Here is a 16,422-nt window from a genome sequence, read left to right as displayed (position 1 = left end):
TACGCGTAATAGAGAAATTTGAGAGACACTATGACAGACAACAATAAAAGTCGTCGTTCGACCGTTCCCGGATGCGCCATTCATTGTCATGATTGCAGTATGGGAACCTTGTGTATTCCTTTTACACTCAATACTAATGAACTCGATCGTCTCGATGAGATCATCGAAAGAAAAAAGCCTATCCAAAAAGGTGAGCAGATATTCAAGTCTGGTGACCCTTTAAAATCTCTTTATGCCATTCGCTCCGGCACCATTAAAAGCTTTACGATTACAGAACAAGGTGATGAGCAGATCACTGGTTTCCACTTAGCAGGTGATGTGATTGGTTTTGATGGTATCCACTCTCAGGAACATCAAAGTTTTGCACAAGCCCTTGAAACATCGATGGTTTGTGAGATTCCTTATACTACTCTCGATGATCTCAGTGGCACTATGCCCAAGCTAAGACAACAGATCATGCGCTTAATGAGCAATGAGATCCAAAGTGACCAGGAGATGATTCTACTCCTCAGTAAGAAGAATGCTGAAGAGAGACTTGCTGCATTTATCAGTAACCTGGCTACCCGCTTCGGTAATCGTGGTTTTTCTCCGAAAGAGTTCAGGTTAACCATGACTCGCGGTGATATAGGTAACTATTTAGGACTGACGGTAGAAACGATAAGTCGCCTGCTTGGACGCTTCCAAAAAGCCGACCTGATAGAAGTTAAGGGTAAGTATATTACTATCGTTGATTTTGAAGCACTCAATAGCCTCGCCGGTAACACTGCTATTGCAAGGTAAAGCATAAAGAGACATGGCTATTTTTCATAAAAATTAGCTATGTCTCTATAAGTTTTCTAGCTTTTGTAAATCTAATTGATATTTTCCTCTCCTTCAAATAGATGTTCGACCCCCTTCTTGCAAAGCCCAATCAAAAACAGTAACTTTTTGCTCCAAATTCACTCTATTTTGTTCTACTTCACGTAAATTAATGTATAGTTAAATACATGACTCACATAGCTTATTTAAACTTTTAATCAAGATACTTATCTATGAGATTCAGTTCCAACCTGTTGAGGAAAATCGGGCAATATTGATCTGAAACAATGTATTTTGCCCTCTGTAGCTCATTATTAAGTTAACGTATGAGAAAGAGGAATGATTATGAAGGACTATAAAAAGCTCTTAGTTGTCGTGGATCCGACCAGCGATAAGCAACCCGCACTTGCTCGAGCCGTTGAACTCGCGTCAAAAAATCAGGCCGCTATAACCGTATTTCTATCAATTTTTGATTTCTCCTATGAGATGACTTCAATACTCTCGGGTCATGAACGTGAAGCGATGAGACAAGGTGTCATTGCCCAGCGCAAAGCATGGATAGAAGATTTAGTCGAAGCCTATTCTAAAACTGACTCAGTGATTGAAACTGAGGTCATTTGGCATAACCGTCCCTTCGAGAGCATTATCCAGCATGCCATCGCTGGCGAGTATGATCTCATCGTCAAGGGTACCCATGAACATGACAAACTCAAGTCTGTTATCTTTACTCCAACAGATTGGCATCTTATGCGTAAAGCTCCCGTTCCAGTCTTATTGGTTAAAGAGCATGACTGGCCTGTCGCAGGAAAAATTCTCTGTGCCGTTAATGTTGGCTCCGAAGATGATGACCACCAGTCGTTAAATGGCAAGATCATAGAACATGCACAAGGCTTAGCTCAAAAGTTTGATGCCCAGGTGCACTTGGTTAATGGTTATCCGGGAACACCGGTTAATCTGGCCATTGAGCTTCCGGACTTCGATGCGCATACCTATAGCGAGACTATTCGTATGCAGCATGAGCAGCGAGTTGGTTCTCTGGCAAATACCTTTGGGATCTCTACTGATTTTTGTCATGTTAAAGAAGGGTTACCTGAGGATGTGATCCCGGACTTGGCCATGCACCTGGACGCTGAACTGGTGATCTTAGGTACCGTTGGTCGTACCGGCTTCTCTGCCGCACTCATAGGCAATACTGCTGAACATGTCATCGATAGTATTAACTGTGATCTGCTGGCCATTAAACCCGATGGCTACCATTCACCGCTTGAAGAGAGTTAACCTTTTCGGTTCTTTTTTCATATTAAGTTTTAATATATACTACGCGCCCAGAATTCAAGTGTACTAGGCGCGTTTTTTATGTCTGAAGATCTTTCCAAACTACAAACCTCTCGAATGAACAAACTTCAGCGTAAGTTGCGTAGTGAAGTAGGTAAAGCGATTGGCGATTACAATATGATTGAGGAAGGTGATCGGGTCATGTGCTGCCTTTCCGGCGGAAAAGATAGCTATGCGATGCTTGATATCCTGCTCAACCTTCAACAGCGTGCGCCAATTAAGTTTGAGATTGTGGCCGTCAATCTGGATCAGAAACAACCCGGGTTTCCCGAAGAGGTGTTGCCGGCATATCTGGACACACTCAATGTGCCCTACCATATTCTCGAAAAAGACACCTACTCAGTCGTCAGAGAGAAGATCCCTGAAGGACAAAAAACCTGCTCGCTATGCTCTCGATTACGTCGCGGTACCTTATACGGTTTCGCACAAAAAATTGGTGCGACTAAAATCGCTTTAGGCCATCACAGAGACGACATCATTGAGACTCTGTTCTTGAATATGTTTTTTGCCGGTAAGCAGAAGGCTATGCCGCCGAAATTGTTATCCGATGATGGTGCGAACGTGGTTATCCGTCCGTTGGCTTATTCTCGTGAGAAAGATATTGCCGAATACGCTGAGCTTAAGTCTTTCCCCATCATTCCCTGTAACCTTTGTGGTTCACAGGAAAACCTTAAGCGTGCAGAAGTTAAAGATATGCTTAACCTCTGGGACGAGCATCATCCCGGCCGAATAGAATCTATCTTCACTGCGATGCAGAATACCTCTCCTTCACAGGGCGTCGACCGCGAGCAATTTGACTTTGTCTCTCTGCAAAGAGATGCCGATGCGCCGCTTAAAGGTGATGTGGCCGAATCAGACCTGCCGGCATTCGATTTTGTCGATGTCGCTAACAACGGTCATATCGATCTCGATGCTGCAGCCAAGAGTCACAGCGAAAATAAAATCGACATCGTGAGTACTTATACTCCTTAGGTCCGCCTTCGAAGAAGTTTTAAAAGTTCAGATATAATAGTTCAAATATAAAAAAGCCCGGCTAATGCCGGGCTTTTGTTTAATTCAACTGATATAGGCTTTAACCATTGGTCCAGGGGCTGATAACTAAAGGTTTAGTTTCAAACTCTATGTTGCTTAGCGTAGCAATTTTTTCACGGGGTAATCTCAGTAGACCTGTGACTATCTGCTCTACACCATCAATCGTTACACGTATCTTACTACCTGGCTCAAACTCAAAGTTTAATCCGGCAATGTTTGAGCTAAAATAACGCATGGGAAACCCTTGCATATCGTTGAGCAGCTCGTCCATCTCGGTTTGTATCTGCACAACTTCAGCTTGTAAATATTCCACTTTTGTCTGTTTCGCCCTGACCTGCATTGCGATAGTGCATTTACTGCTGTCACCATCGATATCGAGATTTATCAGGGCACGATCTGACTTTAGCTTGTCGTCATAGGGCAGGAATATCCTTTGCCTTTTGGTAATAGTGAGAGGAAAAGACTCTTTTTCTGTAGTCAAGGTTCCACTCTTTACGATACAGGGTCCTGCCATAGGTACCGAAAATGCGACCTCAACTAAAGGATAGTGCCCCTTATTAACTTGCTTTAGTCTTTGGTAAAAACCCTGATACTCCAGAGAGATAGGTGCGGATTGAACTGTTGAACAAGCGAGTATTAAACAACTAAACAGAAGGCCTTTCTTCATGATTCTCCACCAAGTACTGTTTATTTTGACGTAACATTTCCAGGAGCTCATCGATATAAGCTTCCTGACGTTCTGAATAGTTTACCAAGCCCCAAACTAATTCACTTGCCTGAGGTTGCTTATTCTGAGCCCTCAGATCGGCTCTTATGGAGCGCAATAATGAATATGCGGCATTGGAGTTCAGGTTTCTCATGTAAGAGGCGACTGAAGCTTCAACTGAATCAAATACCGCAACTTCATGTGACATCCCCGCTGTTCTTGACTGAGGAACCAGTCCACATCCCTTTCTAAAACACCACTGTCCAAAGAAGTTAAGACCCTCTTTGGCGAAGCGAGAACTCCCCCAGCCCGTTTCGTTGGCGGCCTGGATCAGAACCATTGACTCCGGAATGGTGTCGGTTCTGACTAACAATTTGTCCAGCGTGCTTGTGTTTATACTTCTGGACGAATATTGATATTTATTTGCTATCTTTTCGATGCGATATAGCTCTGCATCTGTGAGTAACAAGCCATCTTCAAGATGTTGTTTAGACCGTTGTAAAAAATTACGCTCATCTTTGATGATGCCATTTTGAAGTCGAATCGAAGGTCTTAAGTAATCGAAAAAAGCTTGCTTTTTTTCGGCAATATTAGAGATAGCAGAAAAGTCAGGGATGAGACTAAGCGCTTGTTTATTTTCGACTAATGAGCCGACTTGCTGTTCTTTATCGTCATCGATGTCTACGAAAACCACCTTTAATACAATGACCGAAATAAAGACTAGGCTAACAGCCACGGTTAATTTTCCAACTCTTCCTGTCTTCATTTTTATCTCTGTAGTAGAAAACTGAAACGGATTATATGCCATATTGAACTAAACTACACATCAAAACAGTGTTTTGCGTTATAATCCAATTCGTTTTATATCAAATATCTCTAGGGTATTCAGGAAGGAAAAACCCGGATGCAAAATAATGTGTTAAATCAATACGAAAGTGTTGTCGCTATAGGTGGAGGACACGGCTTAGGACGAGTCCTGTCTTCACTGTCATTTCTTGGGCCTAAACTTACCGGTGTCGTTGCTACTACAGACAACGGCGGTTCTACGGGGCGTCTGAGACAAGAACAAGACTGTATCGCCTGGGGAGACCTGAGAAATTGCCTGTCTCAACTCGCCAACCACCCTTCTATCGGTACCTTGTTATTTGAATATCGTTTCGATGGTGAAAGTGACTTGGCTGGTCATAATTTGGGAAACCTTATACTCCTAGCCCTGGACCAGCTCTGTGTCAGACCTCTAGAAGCAGTAAACCTTATTCGGCAATTACTCAAAATTGAAACTCGTGTGATCCCTATGTCAGAAGAGCCGACACATCTGGTCGCTATAGAGGCATGCGGAAACAAGATTTTTGGTGAGACCAATGTCGATAAAATGGATGAACATCCTATGGCCTTATCATTGGAGCCTATGGTTACTGCGACATGTGAGGCATGTGAAGCGGTTTCTAAGGCCGATCTGGTCATACTTGGCCCAGGAAGCTTCTTGACCAGTATTATGCCGCCCTTGTTGTTGCCTAAATTTGCATCGGCGCTTTCTAATTCAAATGCAGAAGTGATTCTGATAGATAATTTAACTCGTGAGCCCTCTCCCTCCGCTGACTTCTCATTAGAACAGCGAATAGATTGGTGTCATCAGGTGCTGGGAGTGAAGGTTATTGATAAGGTGCTTTGTCACTCTGAGCGAAGTTATCAAGATGGGAAGATATCTTACCGCCCGCTCGTCAGCAGGCATCATCCAGGTCTACATGACAGAACAGCTTTGATCGATGCTATTTCAAGTATGCTGACCGATACTGCCAGAAAATAGTTAATCAAATAACTTAATCAGCTCTTTCGTTAAATAACAAAAAGGACAGCCAATGCTGTCCTTTCTATTATCTAAGACTTGTTTCGCACTGCTAAAATCGCTCTAGCTAAGTACCTTAGCGATGGCTTTACAGATCACCGGCATATTGGTTCGAGTCATACCGGCAACACTGATCCGTCCTGAACCTACGATATACACTGCATGTAGCTCTTTTAGCTCCGCTACCTGCTCTTTGGTTAAGCCCGAGAAGCTGAACATGCCATTTTGTCTTGAGATGAAGCTGAAGTCTTGGGTAACACCTTCAGCTTTAAGTGTTTCGACAAATAGTGTACGCATTTTTGCAATTCGCTCACGCATCTCTTTCAGCTCAGACTCCCACAATGAACTTAATCCTTCATCGGCAAGAATTGTGCTGACTATCAAGGCGCCATGAGCTGGCGGATTTGAGTAATTACCTCGGATGGTACTCTTTACCTGGCTGAATGCCTTAGCCACAGTAGTTTCGGAGTCGGCCACTAAGGTCACAGCACCAATACGCTCATTATAAAGACCAAAGTTTTTCGAAAATGAATTGGCAATCAAAAGCTCAGGCACAGTATCTGCCACTATTCTTAAGCCTTGTGCATCTTCATTAACGCCGACACCAAAACCTTGATAGGCGAAATCAAATAGAGGCACCAGAGCTTGCTTTAGACACAAATCGGCAATGGCCTGCCATTCACTCTCGTTTAAGTCGATACCCGTTGGGTTATGACAACAGCCATGCAGCAGGACAAGATCTCCGGCTTTAGCTTGTGACAAGTCGGCAAGCATGGCATCGAAGTCTTTATCATGTGTCTGGGCATTGTAGTAACGGTATTGCTCAATGCCCAGAGAAGCTGATTTGAAGATATTTTGATGATTTGCCCAAGTTGGGTTACTCACCCAAATGGTTTTAGATTCGGTATTGCGTACGAGAAACTCTGCAGCGACCCTTAAAGAACCGGTTCCACCGGGTGCCTGAGCCGTTAGAGCGCGCTTATTTTTTACGACACTATGATCGGCACCAAACAGTAGCTCTTGAACGACACGGTTATAAGCCTGAACGCCTTCAATACCCAGATAGCTTTTACTGTTTTCCGTTGCCAGTAATTTCTGTTCTGCCAGTTTTACTGATTTCAGAATAGGCGTTGATCCTGACTCGTCTTTATAAATGCCTACCCCAAGGTTCACTTTTTCTGTTCTGGTATCGGCCTTAAATGCATCTGTTAAGCCTAAAATTGGATCTGCAGGAGCAAGTTCAACCTGGGTAAATATCATGATGGCGTTCCTAAAATATTTGAATGTAGGTAGGTTTCGGGTCTATTTATACCATTGTCAGTTAACATTCGATAGTGAGTTTTTGTAATACGATAAAAAATAGTTATAAACTGGGTTAACCGATAAATAAACCAATTTTATTTGATAATTCTTCAATAAATGTCCGGTAATAATGATGAATGTGAAAATCCCATAAAAATGAGTTCGTTCTCTGATTTGATATGACCTTGATGCTAACTCTGCCAACGCTTAGATAGGCATTCACCCTTAATAACAAAGAGAATTATAGCAACAGCGCCAGGGCCTGTTGTTCATATCCAAGAGAATGATGGTACCCGACGCCCATCTCGTAGTAGAGTGAACCGGCCGTGTATTTCAACGGCACGATGGAGGGGAATCCATACCCTCACCTTCATCGTTCAGCAGATACAAAAAAAGCCCCAACTTTCGTTGAGGCTTGAATGCTCATTCTATTCAAGAATGATGGTACCCGAGGCCGGACTTGAACCGGCACGCTTATTCAGCGAGGGATTTTAAATCCCTTGTGTCTACCGATTCCACCACTCGGGCAAACTCGTTGATTCTGATGATTCGTATTATCGGTAGTTAATACTGCTTGCTCTCATTGAAAGCAAACTCATCATAATCGAATATGGAGGCGCGACCCGGAGTCGAACCGAGATCGACGGATTTGCAATCCGCAGCATAGCCATTCTGCCATCGCGCCATATTTTATTTTTGTAATTCTCAACAAGAGAATTGGAGCGAACTCTCACCAATAAAGAGTGGGTTCGAACCGGCTCTTGTTTTAACAAGAAGCTATACCTTGGCAAAAAATGGTATTGCTCTATCGAAAAACTGAGCTAATGCCGCATCTTTTATCAAAAATTTGGAGCGACATATCGGGTTCGAACCGATGACCTATACCTTGGCAAGGTATCGCTCTACCAACTGAGCTAATGTCGCACATCAAACTTTTAAACTCACTTAAAGCCTGATAAATATTGCTGCTCTAAGAAAGTGTGGCTACTTTAACGGATTTCTCTGATGAGTCAACAGGAAGTTTTGTCTCTTTTAATCAACTGGTTGAAATCCGCTCGCGGCCGTTTAATTTCCCTGCACAACGTTTGTATATTGAACAGATAATGAAGCATCACTCTAATTTTACATAACACTAAGGTTTATGCTTCGAGTGTATTAAACGTAGACAACATCAACCGATATAGGGCTTATATAATTTTTCTAAATTGATTTTAATCCTGGTGAGTATTGAGACATCAATTTCTTTTTCTAAATCATCAGAATATTGATGGTCTAGGAGTTCTTCTATTTCTTTTAACAGCGGAGTTATCATTTTTCTATTTGAGTCATCCCAGAACCATCTATCTGCATCTTGCAACAATGCAATAATGTCACTTCTTTCCGTCAGTAGGCTCAAAATCTTCATGTTGCACTTAGTATGGTAGTCAGCAATATTTTCCAGTTTATCGCTAAAACTCAGTAACCAAATCTTTGGCTGATCTTCAAACATCACCAAACAGCTGTCCCAGTCACCTTGTTCTTCTATTCTTTCTAGTAGCCCCTCTAGCGAACATGGCTGGTCACTTACTAATATTTGTTCTTGAACATGTCCCATTCCATCCGAATGATAGACCGGCTCAATAAACTGATATTGCTTCAATACCGATACGGGGTTGATGATATCGCACGCAAAGATGTCTGACATGTTTTCTTATACCTCTTGTATTCGTTTAAGTTCACTACATGCCTGCTTAATACGATTTAATATCAGTGCGTTGTCGTCACAGCCAGCAAAGCGTAGTTCAGTATTGAGAGTTGGCAATAAATCGAGCAAGGCCTCTATCTCATCTTGAATTGTCTTTTCTTCTGATAATTCACTACTCATTTTTCTTTACCGTCAAAACATATTCTGCATAAGGGTGCGCGGATACTCCAATGCTAACCCAAGTGTGAAGATCCGTCACTGTCACAATGTCACCAAGTTCCCCTCTTTGGCGTTCGTAGCCGGCTCCTCGCAGTGAATAACCAGCCTCGCCCTCTATTGACTCTATATAAATGATATATTTATCGCCTTGAAATCCAAGAATACGGTACTCATTTTCGTGTTCGCCGCCGACGATACTCCGAGCCTGGAAAGGTATTTGAGGATCATCAATGTGAACATAGTAGTGATCGCGACTCAGGGCTTCAATATGGCGTAAAATTTGTTTCTCCGAAGAAGCCACTGGTGTAGTCAGACCGGTAAACAGCATAGCAAAAATGATAAGAAACCACTTGTTCATCAGTTATCTCACAAAAAATATGTATTTAGTAAAAAGAAAAAAGTGGCTTGTAATTATCAAGAACTAGCACAAGGGCATTACTCTTTAATGGGTAAATTAAAGGCTCATAAAAAGGTACATGGCACTGAGGTTCGTTTTTCCTTCTCCTTACCGTAAAATTGCTTAAAGCATCCTACAGGATTGCCACACTCTAGCCACTCCACCATATCTCTGATTTTCTTAATTTTAGAAGAATGGGGGGAGCGAAAGTGCAGTTCGCCTTCGATATCTTTGAGAAGGTACTTGACATTATTGAGTATATTTTTTTTATCAATCAAGTCCAAAATGAATCCTTAAGTACTAACTAGGCAAGCGACATCTACTGTTCGGGTACTATGACTACACAAGGTGTGGTAAGTATTAAACCGATTTTATTAGCTAATCGCACGTATATCGATTCAAATTCTATTAATACCTTAATTCAAACCCCACTTGAGAACTGGGACATGGTTAATAAACCGCGATAGAAATTTCATTTATTTTGAACATACAAAAATCCCTGACATGAGTCAGGGCTACTGTTTATCTCTATGAGAATGATGGTACTCGAAGCTGGATTTGGATAGGCATGTGTATTTCAACAGCGCGAGGGATTTTAAATCCATATCGCCACCTTCATCATTCTGCGCATACAAAAAAGCCCTGACAATAAGTCAGGGCTTGAATGATGGTACCCGAGGCCGGACTTGCATAGGCACGTGTATTTCAACAGCGCGAGGGATTTTAAATCCATATCGCCACCTTCATCGTTCAGCAGATACAAAAAAGCCCCAACTTTAGTTGAGGCCTATTGCTCACTCTCTATGAGAATGATGGTACCCGAGGCCGGACTTGAACCGGCACGCTTATTCAGCGAGGGATTTTAAATCCCTTGTGTCTACCGATTCCACCACTCGGGCAAACTCGTTGATTCTGATGATGCGTATTATCGGTAGTTAATACTGCTTGCTCTTATTCAAAGCAAACTCATCATAATCGAATATGGAGGCGCGACCCGGAGTCGAACCGAGATCGACGGATTTGCAATCCGCAGCATAGCCATTCTGCCATCGCGCCATATTTTATTTTCGTAATTCTCAATAAGAGAATTGGAGCGAACTCTCACCAATAAAGAGTGGGTTCGAAACAAATTATCGACATCCTATAACTAGGTATCGCGCAGTTGATTTAAACAAAGAGTCAACTGAGCTAATGTCGCTTTTTCTATCAGAAAATTTGGAGCGACATATCGGGTTCGAACCGATGACCTATACCTTGGCAAGGTATCGCTCTACCAACTGAGCTAATGTCGCATTTCAAATTATCTTTCTGTCAGTAAATTTGCATTGCTGCTTTCCCCTGACTGCGGAATGGCATTCTACCGATTTGGTGGGTAGAGTCAATAATCAAAAGCGGATAAAAAGCTGTTTTTGATCTGAGTGTTGTAAAATTAGCCTTACTGTGAAGTGTTGAGTATTTTTTGACTCAGTCGAAGATCATAGATCATCTCTCATCGACTTCCCTTGGTCAAAAAGTAAAACTAAAAAGTAGGCATAAAACAAAAAGCCTCAATCAATGAGGCTTTTTAGTTAGGCATACTCGATTAACGATTAACGATTAACGATTAGAGGCTAGCCATGAGGTAGCGACTGACAGTTCAGGCCAAGCATCTTCTGCATAACTCCGACAACCTGACAGCTATAACCAAATTCATTATCGTACCAAACATAAAGAATCGCACGGTTTCCTTCAGCAATGGTTGCGTGTGAATCAACTACGCCGGCATAACGAGAACCGACCAGATCACAAGATACTATCTCAGTAGATTCGGTAAAATCGATCTGGTTTTGCAACTCAGAGTGAAGTGACATGTCACGTAAATACTGATTGACGTCATCTTTACTGTTTGTAGCACTGTCCAGATTCAGCGTGATGATAGCCATCGATACATTCGGTGTTGGAACACGGATTGCGTTACCGGTCAACTTGCCGGCTAAAACTGGTAATGCTTTTGCTACTGCTTTTGCAGCGCCAGTTTCAGTGATCACCATGTTCAATGGAGCGCTACGTCCACGACGGTCGGCTTTATGGTAATTATCAATCAAGTTTTGATCGTTAGTATAAGAGTGAATAGTTTCAACATGGCCATTGGTGATGCCATATTTATCATTCATTGCTTTTAAAACGGGTGTAATAGCGTTTGTTGTACAACTCGCTGCAGAGACAATTCTGTCCTCATCGAGGATATCTGATTCGTTTACACCATAAACGACGTTCTTGATACCACCTTTAGCAGGTGCAGTTAATAGTACTTTTGAAGCTCCTTTAGATCTTAAGTGAAGACCTAAACCGTCTTCATCCTTCCAGATCCCGGTATTATCGACAACTAATGCATCTTCGATACCAAATTCGGTGTAATCGACTTCATCAGGAGAGTTAGCGTATATCACCTGGATGTAGGTTCCGTTGGCGATAATTGCATTGTTTTCTTCGTCAACTTCTACAGAGCCGTTGAATGGGCCGTGAACCGAGTCTCTTCTCAGTAAACTGGCGCGCTTTTCAAGATCCCCTTTCCGGCCGCCTCGAAGAACAATCGCACGTAATCTGAGCTTATTGCTTACGCCGGTTCTTTCGATTAGCAGTCTGGCGAGCAGGCGTCCGATACGTCCGAAACCATAGAGTACGACGTCTCTTGCTTTTTCATTATCCTCATGGTCAATTCCGTCAGCAAGTTCACGACTCATATACGCTTCAATACCATCGACGGTATCATTTTCGCGCCAATATTTGATAGCAAGCTTACCGATATCAACTTTACATTGTTTAACCGCTAACTTACTTAGTGCTTCTACAAATGGAAAACTTTCACGCAATCTAAGCTTATGTCCGACATGACGACGCACCAAACGGTGTGACTTGATGATCTCTATCGTCGATGCATTGAGTAGTGGCTTACCGTATAGAACGACTTCGACACCTTGATTACGATATAATTTACCGAGCAAAGGTTGCATAGCCTCTGCCATTTCGAAACGTTCTTGCCAGCTTTGTAGGTGTTTATCAGCGCTCATTAACAGATCCTTTATCTCACTATTCTGCTTTTTTTTGCAGAAATGATTGAGTAACAAAAAGAAAAGACCAATACTCTAATTATTGGTAGGGATAAAATCCCTTTTGGTCGGCGCTATTGTAATGAAAAGTCGCCATTCAGGCCAGTAAGATATTCTTTGTAAGGTTGTAATTTTATTAGCAAAAAAGTTGCTGTGGAGCCTATTTTGAGAAGAAATCTCGTAATATTTACATCATTTATTAGCTTTGTCGCAATTTCAGGCCTTTTTGGCTGTGATAATGATGTGAATACAGGCACGATCTGTAAAAATAATCCTGAACTTTGTAGTGATTTACACAAAGATAGTTGGTGCCGATATGAAAAAGCAGACCTTATTAATAAAAGATACACGCTTAAGCAAACTCCTTCACCTACTGGTGAGCAGCTATATCACCTTCTCATCAACTTAGAAAATTACAGTAAATGTATAGAACTGGCTGCCGGTGTGCAGCACATCCTTCATCCGGAACGCACTAATGACAGAGTAAGAGCCTACGGTTTGAGTGCACAGAGTTTAGCTCAATTACAGGAAACGACTAAAGACAGTACTGACCTCTATCTTGCCTATTATCACTGGACACGATTTAATGATGAAAAAGCCCAAGCTATCGTCTTAAACGCTGAAAAAAAGCAGCAGGTGGATGACATTGAGTTGTTGGCAAGAATAGCTTCTTACTATCAAAAATTTGATGCTAAAAAGGCCCAACAAGTTTATCTACATGTTTTTGATCTGAGTAATGAAGATAACTTTAACCCGGATTGGCTGCTAGGTTTAGCTAATACTTACCAAAAAACCAATGATCTCGAACTCACCTATCTCCTCTCCAGAGCGAATGTCTTAATGACTGAACATAAGGTATCTGAGCAAAAAATGCTGAGCCTAATCAATAATGATGAAGCGATAAAATCCATACTAGATGAGCAAGCTGATGACCTAGTCGATGAACTGGAATCAGGGGATTTCAAAACCAGCTCATTCAGAATAATGTTTATGAGAGATAAGTCTGCACTTTGATCTATAGTATTTACTAGTCAAGATGTTTTATGGGCTGTGGCACTCTCATGAAATGAAATGGTCAAAAAATTTGCAGCTTATAAGAGCATTAGTTGAATTGGTATTAACCTGGTCTATATTTTCATTACTGTATCTGTTTTGAAAATTTCTAAAATTATGGTGTTGATTAAGAACTGACCTATAGATAGGTGACGGCACTCAATGAGTTAAGTCAATTTTAAGCTCGGCAAGATGTTTGCCATAACGAATATTTTTGCACCAAAAGTGTCATTATTTGTAAAAAGCATGATCATTGTAAAAGAAATACCGAAAATGTTAATGATAAACGGCCTAAATCAGGGATATTGCTTGACGGTGGCTGTCAGTTTGGTAATTTTACTACCAGAAATTATTTTTAAACTTACCTGAGGGATATGAGATGTCTATCCGCGTTGCTATTAACGGCTATGGCCGTATTGGACGAAATGTTTTACGTGCACTTTATGAAAGTGAAAAAGATTACCCAATCCAGATTGTTGCTATTAACGATCTAGGTGATGCGTCTATTAACGCTCATTTAACCAAGTATGATTCAGTTCATGGTCGTTTCAATGCAAAAGTTGAAAATGATGATGAAGCAATCTACGTTAACCAAGACAAGATCCTGACCTTCTCTGAAAGAGATCCGGGTAAACTTCCTTGGGCAGACCTTAATGTTGACGTAGTATTTGAATGTACAGGTATGTTCACATCTAAAGAAGCTGTTCAGCCTCACTTAGATGCTGGCGCTAAGAAAGTACTTATCTCTGCACCAGGCAAGAACGTCGATGCTACCGTTGTTTACGGCGTAAACAACGATGAAATCACAGCCGATATGACAGTTGTGTCTAATGCTTCTTGTACTACTAACTGCTTGGCGCCAGTAGCTAAGCCGTTAAATGATGCTATTGGTATTGAATCGGGTCTGATGACTACTATTCATGCTTACACGAACGATCAACGTTTATCAGATGTATACCATACTGATCTACGCCGTGCTCGTGCTGCTGCGATGTCAATGATCCCAACACAAACTGGTGCAGCTGCAGCAGTCGGTCTTGTGGTACCTGAACTTGCCGGTAAGTTTGATGGTTTAGCTGTACGTGTACCTACGGTAAACGTTTCACTTGTCGATCTGTCATTTATTGCATCTCGCGATACTACTGTTGAAGAAGTGAACGCGATAATCGAAAAAGCTGCATCATCTGCGCCAATGAGCGAAGTGTTAGCGGTTAATATCGAGCCATTGGTTTCTATCGATTTCAACCACAATCCGTTCTCATCAAACTTTGATGCAACTCAGACTCGTGTTAAAGGTCGCTTGGTTAAAGTGATGTCTTGGTATGATAACGAATGGGGTTTCAGTAACCGCATGTTAGATAATGCTGTAGCCTTGATGACTGCGAAGTAATTTCGTTTTCATAGAGTGTAAAAGCCAACCTAAGTGGTTGGCTTTTTTGTATCTGACAAACTCGTAGTTATACCGTTTTGAATTGGTAACCGTCCCTTCCTAAAGACTTGGCAATATACATCAAATGATCTGCTTGGTTTATAAGGTACTGATGGTCCACATTCTCAGTGGTACAGAACACGCTCCCTAGACTGACACTGACATTGTGACTAACCAAATCTTTTTCAAACTCAGCCGCAGATACACTAGCTTGTACTTTTTTTGATAAGGCATTGGCCTGTTGAACTGTTAAATTGTGTAGATAAATACAGAACTCCTCCCCCCCAATTCTGGCAAAAACAGCATCTTCCGGAATTTCATTGGCCACAACATTGGCAATTTGCTTAATGATATAGTCACCAACTACATGACCAAAATTGTCGTTAATTGCTTTAAACTTATCGATATCAAATAGGAGCAGAGTGAGGCTGGTCTCTTCGTTCATCGTAAGGCACGCTTCTTTCAAACTCTTTATGAAAAAACGTCTGTTATAGATGCCAGTTAGAGAGTCTATTGAAGCCAGGTGTTGCAATTCCAGGTTAACTTTTCTCAGCTCAGCGGTTCGGGAAGAAACGGTTTTACGAAGTTGCAGGATGTAGAGAAGAGAAAAACCTAACAATAGAGAAAATACGAATTGAAATAGATACTTAGGATAAACCGTTTCAACGTGAAGCCATTTTCGTTCAATTCGCTGCAGATCCATCTCAGAGATATTGTTCATACCCGTCTCAAGTTGAATTCTTAGCTTATGCGCACCAGCCTTTACTGCAGGTTTTATTTGAGCGCTGTAGAGGTGTTTAACGGGCGAGAATGAGCTTGGTTGAGATGAGGTATACAGATAGAAGTTTGCCACTTGAAAATCGGCAACAAATGCATTGAGTTCGCCGGAAAACGCACCGTTTAACATTACTTCATTATTTGCATATGAGATCAATTTAATATTTGGATAGTTTTCTCTCATATAACTTTCTTCGTATCCGCCCGCAACGACACCAAGTTCACCAGATTGAAGAAACTGCTCCACATCTGTTCCAAGGGTGTCGGCCGAGAAAAAAAGTTGTGTATCAATTTCAACGACTCCGTCGAGAAAGTCAAAATATACCTCTCTGGCTTCTGACCACAGTAATCCAGCATGCACATCTGCCTTACCGCTGCGAACGAGTTCAATCGATTCATTCCAATCTGTCAGCATAAACCTAATATTTATATTATTTACTCTGGCGTATTCTTCCCAAATATCAACAAGTAAACCCTGTGGGTTTCCAGAGTCGTCAACATAGGAAAAAGGCTTCCATGCTTTTGAATTTGCGACAATGATTGTATTACCTTCCATTGCCCTGGCCTCTGATGTTTTGTCAAACTCGTTGGCATTGGCTTGATGAATAGTCATAAGGATGGAAATAAAAATATAACGGCAAACGTTGATGGTCATTTGTTTGTTATCTCCCTCCTTCAGAAGCGGTATTATTCTAGTGACTCAAGTGCAAAAAATGTTTCATCAATGGCTTATAGTGAAAGTTTAGACTTAATCT

The 16,422-nt window shown here is 41.6% G+C and carries 14 protein-coding genes and 6 tRNA genes; 6 read left to right on the top strand and 14 right to left on the bottom strand.

All coding sequences use genetic code 11. The features are described from left to right. The first annotated feature begins 30 nt into the window (after positions 1-30). From etrA to ttcA, 3 genes are all read left to right on the top strand, one after another. On the top strand, positions 31-780 hold the full coding sequence (gene etrA, locus EKG39_RS07205) for an electron transport transcriptional regulator EtrA (protein WP_126505055.1): 750 nt from the start codon (positions 31-33) through the stop codon (positions 778-780). A gap of 363 nt (positions 781-1,143) precedes the next feature. Continuing rightward, positions 1,144-2,076 (top strand): universal stress protein UspE, encoded by a 933-nt coding sequence (gene uspE, locus EKG39_RS07200; RefSeq protein WP_126505054.1) that lies wholly within the window; start codon positions 1,144-1,146, stop codon positions 2,074-2,076. Positions 2,077-2,154: 78 nt separating this feature from the next. Continuing rightward, complete coding sequence (ttcA, locus tag EKG39_RS07195) at positions 2,155-3,105, top strand: tRNA 2-thiocytidine(32) synthetase TtcA (RefSeq protein WP_126505053.1); 951 nt, start codon at positions 2,155-2,157, stop codon at positions 3,103-3,105. Positions 3,106-3,205: 100 nt separating this feature from the next. On the opposite strand, the gene EKG39_RS07190 is transcribed toward ttcA, so the two are convergent. Both EKG39_RS07190 and EKG39_RS07185 read right to left on the bottom strand, forming a co-directional pair. Further along, entirely contained in the window at positions 3,206-3,832 is a 627-nt protein-coding gene (locus EKG39_RS07190; protein WP_126505052.1) for a DUF2987 domain-containing protein, read from the bottom strand. Further along, on the bottom strand, positions 3,810-4,637 hold the full coding sequence (locus EKG39_RS07185; protein WP_126505343.1) for a glucosaminidase domain-containing protein: 828 nt from the start codon (positions 4,635-4,637) through the stop codon (positions 3,810-3,812). Before EKG39_RS07185 ends, EKG39_RS07190 begins: the two co-directional genes overlap by 23 nt. Before the next feature lie 138 nt (positions 4,638-4,775). Here EKG39_RS07185 and yvcK point away from each other — a divergent pair, with 138 nt between their 5' ends. Further along, positions 4,776-5,678, top strand: a complete 903-nt coding sequence (gene yvcK / locus EKG39_RS07180; protein WP_126505051.1) for a uridine diphosphate-N-acetylglucosamine-binding protein YvcK — start codon at positions 4,776-4,778, stop codon at positions 5,676-5,678. A gap of 102 nt (positions 5,679-5,780) precedes the next feature. On the opposite strand, the gene EKG39_RS07175 is transcribed toward yvcK, so the two are convergent. The 11 genes from EKG39_RS07175 to EKG39_RS07130 all read right to left on the bottom strand — a co-directional run bounded on the left by EKG39_RS07175 (position 5,781) and on the right by EKG39_RS07130 (position 12,369). Then, the gene (locus EKG39_RS07175; protein ID WP_126505050.1) at positions 5,781-6,977 is read right to left on the bottom strand and encodes an amino acid aminotransferase; all 1,197 of its coding nucleotides are present in this window, start codon (positions 6,975-6,977) and stop codon (positions 5,781-5,783) included. 484 nt (positions 6,978-7,461) lie between these two features. Beyond that, positions 7,462-7,547: transfer RNA gene (locus EKG39_RS07170), tRNA-Leu, on the bottom strand. An 83-nt stretch (positions 7,548-7,630) separates the two neighbouring features. Then, positions 7,631-7,704 (bottom strand) — tRNA-Cys (locus tag EKG39_RS07165). A 163-nt stretch (positions 7,705-7,867) separates the two neighbouring features. After that, a tRNA-Gly gene (locus EKG39_RS07160) sits at positions 7,868-7,943 on the bottom strand. Positions 7,944-8,190: 247 nt separating this feature from the next. Continuing rightward, positions 8,191-8,703 carry a hypothetical protein gene (locus EKG39_RS07155; protein WP_126505049.1) on the bottom strand — a complete coding sequence of 171 codons (513 nt, stop codon included), beginning with the start codon at positions 8,701-8,703 and terminating at the stop codon, positions 8,191-8,193. Between the two features lie 6 nt (positions 8,704-8,709). Then, on the bottom strand, positions 8,710-8,883 hold the full coding sequence (locus EKG39_RS23325; RefSeq protein WP_185817537.1) for a hypothetical protein: 174 nt from the start codon (positions 8,881-8,883) through the stop codon (positions 8,710-8,712). After that, positions 8,876-9,280 carry a hypothetical protein gene (locus EKG39_RS07150; protein ID WP_126505048.1) on the bottom strand — a complete coding sequence of 135 codons (405 nt, stop codon included), beginning with the start codon at positions 9,278-9,280 and terminating at the stop codon, positions 8,876-8,878. Before EKG39_RS07150 ends, EKG39_RS23325 begins: the two co-directional genes overlap by 8 nt. 852 nt (positions 9,281-10,132) lie before the next feature. Then, positions 10,133-10,218: transfer RNA gene (locus tag EKG39_RS07145), tRNA-Leu, on the bottom strand. Between the two features lie 83 nt (positions 10,219-10,301). Beyond that, positions 10,302-10,375: transfer RNA gene (locus EKG39_RS07140), tRNA-Cys, on the bottom strand. A 160-nt stretch (positions 10,376-10,535) separates the two neighbouring features. Continuing rightward, positions 10,536-10,611, bottom strand: a tRNA-Gly gene (locus EKG39_RS07135). Positions 10,612-10,929: 318 nt separating this feature from the next. After that, a complete protein-coding gene (locus EKG39_RS07130) occupies positions 10,930-12,369 on the bottom strand; it encodes a glyceraldehyde-3-phosphate dehydrogenase (RefSeq protein ID WP_126505047.1) in 1,440 nt (479 codons plus the stop codon). Between the two features lie 204 nt (positions 12,370-12,573). Between EKG39_RS07130 and EKG39_RS07125 the strand changes: the two genes are divergently transcribed. Both EKG39_RS07125 and gap read left to right on the top strand, forming a co-directional pair. Continuing rightward, a complete protein-coding gene (locus EKG39_RS07125; RefSeq protein WP_246028434.1) occupies positions 12,574-13,422 on the top strand; it encodes a DUF2989 domain-containing protein in 849 nt (282 codons plus the stop codon). Positions 13,423-13,840: 418 nt separating this feature from the next. After that, the gene (gene gap, locus EKG39_RS07120; protein ID WP_126505046.1) at positions 13,841-14,851 is read left to right on the top strand and encodes a type I glyceraldehyde-3-phosphate dehydrogenase; all 1,011 of its coding nucleotides are present in this window, start codon (positions 13,841-13,843) and stop codon (positions 14,849-14,851) included. Between the two features lie 67 nt (positions 14,852-14,918). On the opposite strand, the gene EKG39_RS07115 is transcribed toward gap, so the two are convergent. Further along, positions 14,919-16,322 carry a transporter substrate-binding domain-containing diguanylate cyclase gene (locus EKG39_RS07115; RefSeq protein ID WP_126505045.1) on the bottom strand — a complete coding sequence of 468 codons (1,404 nt, stop codon included), beginning with the start codon at positions 16,320-16,322 and terminating at the stop codon, positions 14,919-14,921. Positions 16,323-16,422: the final 100 nt, after the last annotated feature.

It is taken from the genome of Shewanella atlantica, assembly GCF_003966265.1.
Taxonomy (GTDB): domain Bacteria; phylum Pseudomonadota; class Gammaproteobacteria; order Enterobacterales; family Shewanellaceae; genus Shewanella; species Shewanella atlantica.
This window is presented reverse-complemented; position numbering and strand designations above follow the sequence as displayed.

Bases quoted from the DNA above. Each gene is read 5' to 3' on its own strand.
- EKG39_RS07150 (WP_126505048.1), bottom strand. From the start codon at position 9,280: ATGAACAAGTGGTTTCTTATCATTTTTGCTATGCTGTTTACCGGTCTG.
- etrA (WP_126505055.1), top strand. From the start codon at position 31: ATGACAGACAACAATAAAAGTCGTCGTTCGACCGTTCCCGGATGCGCC.
- EKG39_RS07190 (WP_126505052.1), bottom strand. From the start codon at position 3,832: ATGAAGAAAGGCCTTCTGTTTAGTTGTTTAATACTCGCTTGTTCAACA.
- ttcA (WP_126505053.1), top strand. From the start codon at position 2,155: ATGTCTGAAGATCTTTCCAAACTACAAACCTCTCGAATGAACAAACTT.
- gap (WP_126505046.1), top strand. From the start codon at position 13,841: ATGTCTATCCGCGTTGCTATTAACGGCTATGGCCGTATTGGACGAAAT.
- EKG39_RS07175 (WP_126505050.1), bottom strand. From the start codon at position 6,977: ATGATATTTACCCAGGTTGAACTTGCTCCTGCAGATCCAATTTTAGGC.
- EKG39_RS07185 (WP_126505343.1), bottom strand. From the start codon at position 4,637: ATGAAGACAGGAAGAGTTGGAAAATTAACCGTGGCTGTTAGCCTAGTC.
- yvcK (WP_126505051.1), top strand. From the start codon at position 4,776: ATGCAAAATAATGTGTTAAATCAATACGAAAGTGTTGTCGCTATAGGT.
- uspE (WP_126505054.1), top strand. From the start codon at position 1,144: ATGAAGGACTATAAAAAGCTCTTAGTTGTCGTGGATCCGACCAGCGAT.
- EKG39_RS23325 (WP_185817537.1), bottom strand. From the start codon at position 8,883: ATGAGTAGTGAATTATCAGAAGAAAAGACAATTCAAGATGAGATAGAG.
- EKG39_RS07130 (WP_126505047.1), bottom strand. From the start codon at position 12,369: ATGAGCGCTGATAAACACCTACAAAGCTGGCAAGAACGTTTCGAAATG.
- EKG39_RS07155 (WP_126505049.1), bottom strand. From the start codon at position 8,703: ATGTCAGACATCTTTGCGTGCGATATCATCAACCCCGTATCGGTATTG.
- EKG39_RS07115 (WP_126505045.1), bottom strand. From the start codon at position 16,322: ATGACCATCAACGTTTGCCGTTATATTTTTATTTCCATCCTTATGACT.